Genomic DNA, 10,075 nt, shown 5'->3' on the forward strand with positions numbered 1-10,075 from the left:
AACAACGTTAGTCGTCAGGAGCTCCACCATGCACGCGGACGATCTGGCGGAATTGGACACCCGAATCCGCACCATCGAATCCCCCGAGTACCACGACCCAGCGCACGCCGACCTGCCCGCCCTCGACCTCGTGGTGACCGCGGTCGCCGCCGTCGGTGTCAGCGTCCTCCTCCTGTGGTGGGGGCTGTCATGAGCGACACGTCCACCACCCCCGGCTCCGCCGGATCCCTGGCCGGGCTCCCCCTGCTGCGCGGCGAGCGCGTATGGGGATTCTGGGGCTTCACCAGCGTGAACGTCGGGTTGGCGATCGCCACCTGGGCCTTCCTCACCGGCGGGAGCGTCGCACTCTTCGTCGGGGCCAAGGAGGCCGTCGCCGTCACCGTGGTCGGCAACCTCCTCGGCGTGGTCCTGGTCGCGTTGACCACGTGCATCCCGTCCGCCAAGTACGGCGTGGAGCAGTTCGGCGCCCTGCGCAGCGTCTTCGGGCGCAACGGCGTCCGGATCCTCCTCCTGCTCCTCATGCCGTTCCTGCTGGCCACCTGGAACGCCATCCTGGCCATCATGTTCGGCCGCGCGCTGGCCAACGTGTCCAACGCGGTCCTGGGCACCGACCTGCGCGAGGACTCCCCCGTGGTGATCGGCTTCTGCCTGGTGGCGCTCGTGGCCTGCTGGCTCCTGCTGCTGCGCGGACCGCTCTCACTGAGCCGCGTCAACGGCCTCATCGCCCCGGCCCTGGCCGTGATCACCCTGGTCATGCTCGTCGTGATCCTGCGCGATCGCGGCCCCGCCGAACTCGCACAGCTCGCCCCACTCGCCCCCTTGGGCGATCCGCTGCCCAGCTACACCGCCGCGCTGGAGGTCTGCCTCGGCGCCGGGTTCTCCTGGTGGGCCATCACCGGCAACCTCGCCCGCCTCACCACCACCGCGCGGGCGGCGTACTGGCCCAACCTCATCGGCCTGTTCGGCGCCAGCACCGTCGCGGGGCTGGTCGGCACGCTGGCAGCGCTCGCCTTCGGCTCCAGCGACCCCACGACGTGGATGGTCCCGGTCGGCGGCGTGGTCCTGGGCGCGCTGGCGCTGCTGTTCGTCGCCTTCGCCAACGTCACCAGCATCATGGGCCAGACCTACTCCGGGGCGCTGGCCGTCCAGCGGCTGCACGGCTCCATCGCCCACCTGCCCTGGCCGGTGCTCGCCGCGCTGCTCCTGCTGCCCGCCTGCGTCATGGTCTTCTTCCCCGGCGGGGTCTACGAGCTGTTCTTCCGGTTCCTCGCCCTGGTGGCACTGATCGTGGCGCCGCTGTGCGCGGTGTACTTCGCCGACTTCTACCTCCTGCGCCGCCGCACGCTGCACCTGCGCGACCTGTACACCGGCGACGAGGAGTCCCGCTACGGGTTCTGGCGGGGCGTCAACCCGGTGGCCTTCGTCGCCGTGGCCGCGGGGGCGGGCACGTACCTGCTCCTGCTCAACCCGGTGACCTACGCCAGTTCGCCCCTCTTCCCGTATTTGACCGCCTCCCTGCCCGCCTTCGCCGTCACCGCGGTGGTGCACGTCGTGCTCACGAAGGCGATCGTCCGTCCGCTGAACCGAGGAGGCTACCGTTGACCGCACCCGACCTGCTGATCCGCGGCGCCCGCGTCCACACCATGGACCCGACGCGCCCGTCCGCGACCGCCGTCGCCGTCCGCGGGGGCACGGTGGTGGCCGTCGGCGACGACCGCGAGGTCGGCGCGCTGGCGGACCGCCGCACCGAGGTCGTCGACGGGGGCGGCCTGACCGTCACACCCGGCCTCGTGGACTCCCACCAGCACCCGGTGCTGGCCCTGTCCCAGGGGCGCGGGGTCGACCTCACCCACATCGAGGACCTCGACGACCTGCGGCGGGCCCTGCGCGCGCACTGCGCGGACCTGCCCGCCAACGCGTGGGTGATCGGCGTCGGCGCGGAGTACACGGCGTTCACCCCCGGTACCCCGCACCGCGACCACATCGACGCGGCGGTCGGCGGCCGCCCCGCGATGATCTGGATGATCGACGCGCACAACGCGCTGATGAGCTCCGAGGGGCTGCGGCGCGCGGGGATCACCGGACCGGTCGAGTTCGCCGACCACTCCGAGATCGAGGTGGACGGCGAGGGGCGCCCCACCGGATACCTGCGCGAGACCTCGGCGGTGTTCGCCGGCCAGGAGGCCGTCCCCCCGATGGACGTCGAGGAGTGCGCGCGCGGGCTGCGTCGCGTGCTGGGTGAGCAGAACGCCGTGGGCCTGACCGGACTGCACGTCCTGGACCTGGCACCCGGGACCCTGGAGACCCTGGAGCTGCTGTCCGGACGCGACGAGCTGACCAGCCGGGTCCTGCTCGCGCCGTGGGCGCTGCCCGGGCGGGTCGACGACACCCTGGAGGTCGTACGCGACCTGCGCGGGCGGTCGGGGCGGCTGCTGCGGACGGGCGCGGTGAAGTTCCTGCTCGACGGCACGATCGACGGCGGCGCGGCCTGGCTGCACCACCCCGACTGCCTCGGGGAGGGCGACCGGCCGATCTGGCGGGATCCGGACCGGTACCGCAGGGCGGTGGGGGCCGTGGCCGAACTGGGGCTGCCCTCCTTCACCCACGCGATCGGCGACCGCGCGGTCACCTACACGCTCGATACGTACGCGAGGGTGGGCGCGCCCGCCCGGGGACGGCACCGGGTCGAGCACGCCGAGTTGATCCTCGACCAGGACGTGCCGCGCTTCGCCGAACTGGACGTGGTCGCCTCGATGCAGCCCACGCACATGGACTGGACGCTGCCCGACCATTCCGACAACTGGTCGGGCCGGGTGGGCGCCGAGCGCTGCGCCCGCGCCTGGCGCTACGGGGACGTGGTCGCGGCGGGCGGCCGGGTGGCACTGGGTTCGGACTGGCCGATCGCCGCCTTCGACCCGCGGCCGGTCATGGCCGGGGCGCGGCTGCGCCGGCCCGCCGGGCAGGACGGCCGGGGCCCGTTGGGTCCGGAGCAGGCGCTCACCGCGGTCCAGGCTCTGGCGGGCTACACGTCGTGGGCGGCCTACGGCACCGGGGAGGAGGCCGCCGCGGGGGTGGTGCGCGAGGGGGCCCGGGCGGACCTGACCGTGTTCGCGGGCGACCCGCTCAGCACCGCCCCCGACGACCTGCCCGAGCTGCCGGTGGCGATGACCGTGGTCGACGGGCGGGTGGTGTACCGCCGCGCGTGAGGACGGGCGCGGGGCGGGGCCGGGTGCCTGGGGAACCGGTCCCGGCCCCGCCGTCCCCGGTCAGATGCCCAGGCGTTCCAGGGCGATGAGGTAGGCCTCGTTGAACGTGGGGAACTGCGGGATCGAGTCGGCCAGGAGCGCGACCGGCACCCGGGCGTGGATCGCCAGGGCCGCGGTGTGGATCCACTCCGACACCAGCGGGCCGAACGCCCACGCCCCCACGAGCACCCCGCCGGCGCGGTCGGCGACCAGGCCGAGCCTGCCCTCGGGGTCGGTGGTGTAGGTCCACGGGCGGGCCAGGTTCTCCGGGACGTCGACCTCGGCGGTGACCACGTCGATCCCCTGGGCGCGGGCCCGTTCCGCGGTGAGCCCCACCGCGGCGATCTCGGGGTCGGAGAAGACCACGCGGGGCACGGCCGCGTAGTCGGCGGTCCGCCCCAGGCCCAGGATGTTGTCGGCGACGATCCGGCCCTGGTACTTGGCCACGTGGGTGAACATCGCGCGCCCGGTCACGTCGCCGACCCCCCACAGCCCCGGTGCCGCCTGGCAGCGCTCGTCCACGGGCAGCGCGGCGCGGTCCAGTTCGATGCCCAGCTCCGCCAGGCCGAGTCCGCCGCCGCGCGGGCGGCGGCCCGAGGCCAGGACGACGACGTCGGCGCGCACGCTGTGGCCGTCGTCCAGGCGGGCGAGCACACCCGATCCGTCGCGCTCGACCGAGTCGACGGTGGTGCCCACCCGCACGTCGACGCCGTCGCGGGCGAACCGCGCGCCGACCAGTTCGCACAGGCGCGGGTCCTCCCGGTCCAGCAGGCGGGGGCCGCGCTGGACGAGAGTGACCCCGGTGCCCATCCGGTTGAGGAAGTGGCCGAGCTCGATGCCGACGGCGCCGCCGCCGATCACCAGCGCGCTCCCGGGCGGGGCGGCGAGCGTGGTGGCCTCGCGGTTGGTCCAGATCCGGTCCGGGCCCAGGTCGTCCAGGCCCGCCACGGGCGGGCGGACCGCCTCGGAGCCGGTGGCCACGACGAGGTGGTCGGCGCTGACCTCGGTCCCGCCCACGGACACCCGCCAGGGGTCGCGTCCGACGACGCGGGCGCGCCCCCGGAGCACGAGCGCCTCCCGGTCGCGGTAGCCCCGGACCTGCGCGGAGTCGTCGAGGTGGCGGATCATCAGGTCGCGCCGGTCGCGCAGGGCGGGCCAGTCGAGCCCGGGGGTGTCCACCCCGGCGGCGCCGACCGCCTCCTGGCGGGCCTCGGGCGCGCGGAGCAGCACCTTGGAGGGGATGCAGGCGTAGTAGGCGCACTCGCCTCCGATGAGTTCCCGCTCGGCCACGGCGACGCGGCGTCCCGCGTCCAGGAGCCGGGAGGCGACGGTCTCACCTCCCGGCCCCATCCCGATAACGATCGCGTCGACGTGGTCCATAGGTCTCATTTCGCCCGTGTGCCGGTGGGTCCCCTCGATCGTGGCGGTTGGCGGGCGGAGGGGGAAGGGGTGACACGCGCGCGGCTTGGGAGTGCCCGTCGGACGTCGGGGCGGCGCTCACCGACACGGTCGCGGCCGCTCCGCCGGTGGCGGCCGTGCGGCGTGTCACAGCGCGGACGTGCGAGGGCACCGGCAGCGCGTGGTGTACTGGCAGGTTGTCGCACCGTCCGTTCCGGAGAGGAAGCCGTCCCGGCGCAGCCGCATGTCCACCCAGACCATCCTCCTCGTCCTCGACCTGCTCGGGGTGTTCGCGTTCGCCCTGGACGGGGCGCTGACCGCCATCCGCTCGGCACGGTTGGACATCGTCGGCGTCATAGCCCTGGGCGTGGTCACCGCCATCGGCGGAGGCATCACCCGCGACGTCCTGCTCGGAGTGACCCCGGCGACCTTCCAGGACTGGCGCTACCTGGTCACGGCGCTGCTGGGGGCCACGGTGGCGTTCTTCCTCAGCCGCTGGCTGCACCACCTGAACAAGCCGATCCTGCTCTTCGACGCGGCCGGGCTGAGCCTGTTCGCGGTGACGGGTGCGACCAAGGCGCTGGAGTTGGGGGTCGGGCCGCTCCAGGCGACGATCCTGGGCGCGCTGAGCGCGGTGGGCGGCGGAACCGTCCGCGACGTCCTGATCAACCGGGTGCCGACCGTGCTGAGCGCCGACTCGCGGCTGTACGCGATCCCGGCGATGCTCGGCGCGGGGTTCGTGGTGGTCGTGGACGTGTTCGGGTTCGGCGCGGGGTGGGTCGCGGTCGGGGGCGCGGCGACGTGCTTCACCGTCCGGGTCCTGGCGCTGCGCTACCGCTGGAACGCGCCGCGTCCGCCCGGGGCGCCGTCGCTCTGACGTGCCCCTACCGCGCTCCGGACCCGCCCCGGTCCAGCGCCCGCGCGGCGGTGCGCCGCAGGATCGCCACCATCGCCGAGACCGGCTCGGAGGGGCGGCGGCGGTGCACGGTGAAGATGTCCCGGGCGAGCCGGGCGCCGCGCAGCGGGCGGCTGACCCAGTCCCCGGGCCGGGCGGCGCCGAGGATGCTGCTCGGGACGAGCGCCACCCCCACGCCCGCCTCGATCAGCGCGAGGGCGACCTCGTAGTCGCGGGTCTCGTAGGCCACGGCCAGCCGCACCCCGGCGGCCGCCGCGGCGGTGTCCAGGCTGACCCGGTTGGGGATGCCGGGCGCACCGCAGATCCACTCCTCCTCGGCCAGGTCGGCCAGGGTCGGGGCCCGGTGCGCCACGACGGGATGGCCGGAGGGGGCGACCACCATGAGCGGGTCCACCAGGACGCGTTCGCGGTGCAGGCCGCCGATCCGGGGCAGGGGCGCGCCCGGGTAGCGGTGGGTGACGAGCAGGTCGAGGTCCCCGGAGGTGACCAGGCCGTAGCCGCCGGGCGGTTCGATGTCGGACAGCGACACGCGCACGTGCGGGTGGGCGTGGCCGAAGGCGGCGAGTGTCTCGGGCAGCAGCACCTTGCCCGCACTGGCGAACGCGCCCAGGGAGAGGCGGTCGGGGGGCTCGCCCGCGATGGAGCGGACGGCGGCCTCGGCGTCGCGCAGCTCCCCCATGACGCGTTCGCCGTGGTCGAGGAGCACGCGTCCGGCCTCGGTGAGGGTGGCGCCGGTGCGTCCGCGCTCGACCAGTCGGCAGCCGACCTCGCGTTCGAGTTTGGTGAGCTGCTGGGACAGGGCCGGCGGGGTGAACGAGAGCCGTTCGGCGGCCGCGGCGATGGATCCGGCGTGCGCGATCTCGACCAGGACGCGGAGCCGGTTGGCGTCCAGCACGGTTCCCCTCCGTTTCCGCTGCACAACAAGATCAGGTACAAAGTTTCACTTAACGATCTTTAGCAGACCCAACTTTAAGTTAATGCCCGGTAGCGGCAGCATGGGGCCATGAGCCCGAGTACCGCACGTGCCTCGCGCACGCCCACGGCCACCGACGTCCGTGCCGCCGCCGAACGCATCGCCCCCTACGCCCGCCGCACGCCGGTCATGCGCGCGGAGGTCGACGGTCGCCCGCTCACCCTGAAGCTGGAGTACCTCCAGCGCACGGGCGCGTTCAAGCTGCGCGGTGCGCTCAACGCCCTGCTCGGCGGGGAGCCCACCGACCGGGTGATCACGGCCTCGGGCGGCAACCACGGGCTGGGCGTGGCCACCGCGGCCTCGCTGCTGGGCATCCGGGCGACCGTGTACGTGCCCGAGACGGTGCCCGAGGCCAAGGCCGCGGCGCTGGCCCGGACGGGCGCGGAGATCGTGCGCGTGGGCCGGGAGTACGCCGAGGCGGCCGAGGCCGCCCGCACGCGCGCGCAGAGCGAGGGGGTGCGCTACCTGCACGCCTACGACGACCCGCTCGTCGTCGCCGGACAGGGCACGATCGGCCTGGAGATCGCCGCCGACGCCCCCGAGTGCGACACGGTCGCCGTGGCGGTGGGCGGCGGCGGTCTGGTCGCGGGTGTGCGCCTGGGTATCGGGGACGAACGGCGCGTGGTCGCGGCGGAGCCGGAGGGCTGCCAGAGCCTGCACGCGGCGCTGGCCGCCGGGCACCCGGTGCGGACCCCGGTGGACTCGGTGGCGGCCTCGGCGCTGGGGGCCGCGGTCCTGGGCCGGGTGCCCTTCGAGGTGCTGCGCGCACACCCGGTGACGCCCGTGCTGGTCGGCGAGGAGGAGATCGTCCGGGCCCAGGACCGGCTGTGGGAGGAGTTCCGGATCGCCACCGAACCGGCCGCGGCGGTGCCGTTCGCCGCGTGGCTGGCCGGGCGGGTCCCGGGTGAGAACCCGTGCCTGGTGGTGTGCGGGGCCAACGCGGACTGGCGGCGCGCGGACTGAGCCGACCCGGGGTCGGGCACGCCGGAGGAGTCGGGTTCTCGCACGTCATCGACGCGTTGGGGACTCATCGTCCGTTGCCGTGTCGTGATGCCGTTCACGTGCCCCAGATCATTGTTACCCATGGGTCGCCCTTACATTGGGGTTCACACCAGACCACCTTCGTGAGGGAGAACACGCGTGCTCTACGGTGCGTTGCGGCAGACCGCGGCGGTCCTCGCCCGGACACTGTGCCGACCGACCATCGAGGGCCGGGAGAACGTCCCCGCCACGGGGGCGGTGCTGCTCGCCAGCAACCACCTCTCCTTCGTCGACAGCGTCGTGATCCCGCTGGCGGTCAGGACCCGGCGGGTCCGCTTCCTGGCCAAGAGCGACTACTTCGAGGGCGCCGGGCTCAAGGGGAGGGCGACCAAGACCGTGTTCAGCTCCCTGGGCGCCATGCCGGTCCGCCGGGACGACGCCCGGGGCGCGATGCTCTCACTGGAGCTGATGCTCGAACGGCTGCGCGAGGGCGAGGCGTGCGTGGTCTACCCCGAGGGCACCCGCTCGCGGGACGGGCGGCTCTACCGGGGCCGGACGGGCGTGGCGCACCTGGCGCTGGAGTCCAAGGCGCCGGTGGTGCCGGTGGCGGTGTCCGGAACCCAGGGCGTGCAGCCGATCGGCGCTCCGGTCCCCCGACCGCACCCGTTCACCGTGCGGTTCGGCAGGCCGATGGACTTCTCCACCGGGTACGACCACCTGGCCCCGGGCAAGGCCCGCCGGGAGATCACCGACCGGATCATGGACGCCATCCACGGCCTGTCCGGTCAGGAGCGGGCGGACGGGTACAACACCCACGGCTCCGAGGACTGACGCCGGCCGCCCGGGACCGCGGGCGGCCCGCGGGCCGGACCCGCCGCCCTGCGAGAATGCGTCCATGACCGCTCACCTCCTCACGGCGGCCGGGGTGCTGGCCGTACTCACGATGGCGCCGGGCCCCGACATGGCCGTGGTCGCCCGCCAGGCCGTGTCCGGAGGCCGGGGCGACGGACTGCGCACGGTCGCGGGTGTGGCCGCGGGGCTGCTCCTGTGGGGTCTGCTGACCGCCGCCGGCCTGGCCGCGCTGCTGGCCGCCTCGGCCACGGCGTTCACCGTCGTCAGGTTCGCCGGTGCGGGCTACCTCGTCTACCTGGGGGTCAGGGCGGTGCTCGCCAGCCGCCGCTCCGCCCCGGAGCCCGCCCCGGAGCCCGTGGAACGCGGCGGCAACCCGTGGATGACCGGGGCGGTCACCAACGCCCTCAACCCCAAGATCGCGGTCTTCTACATCAGCCTTCTCCCGACACTGGCACCGCCCCAGATGTCACCGCAGACGGGGATGGCCCTGCTGGTACTGACACACGTCGTGCTCACGGTGGCCCGGTTGGGCGGTTTCGTGTTCCTGCTGGACGTCGCCAGGTCCTTCTTCGCGCGGCCGACGGTACGCCGGTGGATGGACCGGCTCACCGGAGGCGTGCTGATCGCCTTCGGCGCCCGCGTCGCCACCGCCCACACCTGACCGGGGACCGCCGAGGGGAGCCGATGACCGGCACCTCCTGGCCGGGCCCGCGATCGACGTCCGCCCGCTGTTCGCCGGGCAGCACGCAGCCCTCGCCCTCCTCGACCTCCTGGGGCGGCAGGCCCCGAGGAGTGGGCCGAGCCCACGGTCTGCCCGGACTGGAACGTCAAGGACGTGGCCGCGCACGTGCTCGGTGACCACGTCGGACGGCTGTCCATGGACCGCGACGGTTTCCACGTCCCGCGGCCCCGACGGACGAGGCGTTCCCCGCCTTCCTCCACCGCGTCAACGGCGAGTGGGTGGGCGCCGCCCGCCGGATGAGCCCGCCCGTGCTCGTCGCGCTGCTCTCGACCGTCGGAGATCAGGTCGTGCACTTCTGGCAGGCCGTCGACGCGGACGCCGTCGACGGCGAGGCGGTCGGTCGGTCGCCAAGGGCGCACTCCTGCGTTCGGACCCCGGGGGGCGGCGGTGGGCACGGCGGGCCGCCGTCCCAGCGCCTCGGCGCCCTTCCGCCCAAGGGTTTTCCGACCCGACCCGACCCGCCCCAACCCGGGGCGGGGCGGGTCGGGTCGGGGCGGCGGGCCCAGCAGGGCCGGGGCACGGTCGAACAATCGCAGCCGGACCGCCGGAACCGGCGTGCGGAGTCCCGTTCAAGGATCGTGCAAGGAACGCTCACGGTCGGTTCCCCAGACTCTCCCCGGGCCGGAGACCGTCCGATACCCGCAGTCGGCGCGATCCGGTTCGCTCCAACCCGCAGGCGACCACTCGCCCCCACCGCCGGAGGAAACCATGTCACGTGCGACCGAAGAGACCGCCCCCCTCGACCTCGACGTCCAGGACGCCACGAGCGGTGGCTGGGACGCCCTGGTCAGCCAGATCCTGAGCAGCGCGGGCGACCTGACGCCCGCCGACCCCGACCTCGAGATCCCCACGGCCTGCCCCATCGGCGGCAGCTGCGCCGGGTTCTGCGGGTGCGTGTTCAACTGCGCCTGCGACCAGAGCTGCAACTGCTGAACCACGACCGCTTCCGGCGGGCCGGACCCCGGGGT

10 protein-coding genes and 1 pseudogene are annotated in these 10,075 nt (G+C 74.1%); 9 read left to right on the forward strand and 2 right to left on the reverse strand.

The window, feature by feature from the left end; all coding sequences use genetic code 11:
- Positions 1-28 precede the first annotated feature (28 nt).
- The 3 genes from ACTVAJ_RS15665 to ACTVAJ_RS15675 are packed head-to-tail and all read left to right on the forward strand — an operon-like array spanning position 29 to position 3,206.
- A complete protein-coding gene (locus ACTVAJ_RS15665; RefSeq protein ID WP_470388889.1) occupies positions 29-193 on the forward strand; it encodes a hypothetical protein in 165 nt (54 codons plus the stop codon).
- A complete protein-coding gene (locus ACTVAJ_RS15670) occupies positions 190-1,602 on the forward strand; it encodes a cytosine permease (protein WP_470388890.1) in 1,413 nt (470 codons plus the stop codon). The genes ACTVAJ_RS15665 and ACTVAJ_RS15670 overlap by 4 nt, the downstream gene beginning before the upstream one ends.
- Entirely contained in the window at positions 1,599-3,206 is a 1,608-nt protein-coding gene (locus tag ACTVAJ_RS15675) for an amidohydrolase (RefSeq protein ID WP_470388891.1), read from the forward strand. Before ACTVAJ_RS15670 ends, ACTVAJ_RS15675 begins: the two co-directional genes overlap by 4 nt.
- A gap of 60 nt (positions 3,207-3,266) precedes the next feature.
- Here ACTVAJ_RS15675 and ACTVAJ_RS15680 read toward each other — a convergent pair whose 3' ends face one another.
- Positions 3,267-4,625 carry a dihydrolipoyl dehydrogenase family protein gene (locus ACTVAJ_RS15680; protein ID WP_470388892.1) on the reverse strand — a complete coding sequence of 453 codons (1,359 nt, stop codon included), beginning with the start codon at positions 4,623-4,625 and terminating at the stop codon, positions 3,267-3,269.
- A gap of 262 nt (positions 4,626-4,887) precedes the next feature.
- Here ACTVAJ_RS15680 and ACTVAJ_RS15685 point away from each other — a divergent pair, with 262 nt between their 5' ends.
- Entirely contained in the window at positions 4,888-5,520 is a 633-nt protein-coding gene (locus tag ACTVAJ_RS15685; protein ID WP_470388893.1) for a trimeric intracellular cation channel family protein, read from the forward strand.
- A gap of 7 nt (positions 5,521-5,527) precedes the next feature.
- On the opposite strand, the gene ACTVAJ_RS15690 is transcribed toward ACTVAJ_RS15685, so the two are convergent.
- Positions 5,528-6,454, reverse strand: coding sequence for a LysR substrate-binding domain-containing protein (locus ACTVAJ_RS15690; protein ID WP_470388894.1), 927 nt, complete (start codon positions 6,452-6,454; stop codon positions 5,528-5,530).
- 108 nt (positions 6,455-6,562) lie between these two features.
- Here ACTVAJ_RS15690 and ACTVAJ_RS15695 point away from each other — a divergent pair, with 108 nt between their 5' ends.
- The 5 genes and pseudogenes from ACTVAJ_RS15695 (at position 6,563) to ACTVAJ_RS15715 (ending at position 10,040) form a co-directional block, all read left to right on the forward strand.
- Positions 6,563-7,495: a threonine/serine dehydratase gene (locus ACTVAJ_RS15695; protein WP_470388895.1), complete on the forward strand. Its 933-nt coding sequence runs from the start codon at positions 6,563-6,565 to the stop codon at positions 7,493-7,495.
- Positions 7,496-7,672: 177 nt separating this feature from the next.
- A complete protein-coding gene (locus tag ACTVAJ_RS15700) occupies positions 7,673-8,344 on the forward strand; it encodes a lysophospholipid acyltransferase family protein (protein WP_470388896.1) in 672 nt (223 codons plus the stop codon).
- Positions 8,345-8,408: 64 nt separating this feature from the next.
- Positions 8,409-9,026, forward strand: a complete 618-nt coding sequence (locus tag ACTVAJ_RS15705; protein WP_470388897.1) for a LysE family translocator — start codon at positions 8,409-8,411, stop codon at positions 9,024-9,026.
- A 126-nt stretch (positions 9,027-9,152) separates the two neighbouring features.
- Positions 9,153-9,347: pseudogene (locus ACTVAJ_RS15710) on the forward strand (maleylpyruvate isomerase N-terminal domain-containing protein); the annotation flags it as partial.
- Between the two features lie 468 nt (positions 9,348-9,815).
- Positions 9,816-10,040: a hypothetical protein gene (locus ACTVAJ_RS15715; RefSeq protein ID WP_470388898.1), complete on the forward strand. Its 225-nt coding sequence runs from the start codon at positions 9,816-9,818 to the stop codon at positions 10,038-10,040.
- Positions 10,041-10,075 lie beyond the last annotated feature (35 nt).

The sequence above is a fragment of the Nocardiopsis sp. KDC1DS13DA1 genome (genome assembly GCF_055632325.1).

Coding starts and splice junctions, on each gene's coding strand:
- ACTVAJ_RS15665 (WP_470388889.1), top strand. CDS start 29: ATGCACGCGGACGATCTGGCGGAATTGGACACCCGAATCCGCACCATC.
- ACTVAJ_RS15670 (WP_470388890.1), top strand. CDS start 190: ATGAGCGACACGTCCACCACCCCCGGCTCCGCCGGATCCCTGGCCGGG.
- ACTVAJ_RS15680 (WP_470388892.1), bottom strand. CDS start 4,625: ATGGACCACGTCGACGCGATCGTTATCGGGATGGGGCCGGGAGGTGAG.
- ACTVAJ_RS15685 (WP_470388893.1), top strand. CDS start 4,888: ATGTCCACCCAGACCATCCTCCTCGTCCTCGACCTGCTCGGGGTGTTC.
- ACTVAJ_RS15695 (WP_470388895.1), top strand. CDS start 6,563: ATGAGCCCGAGTACCGCACGTGCCTCGCGCACGCCCACGGCCACCGAC.
- ACTVAJ_RS15705 (WP_470388897.1), top strand. CDS start 8,409: ATGACCGCTCACCTCCTCACGGCGGCCGGGGTGCTGGCCGTACTCACG.
- ACTVAJ_RS15715 (WP_470388898.1), top strand. CDS start 9,816: ATGTCACGTGCGACCGAAGAGACCGCCCCCCTCGACCTCGACGTCCAG.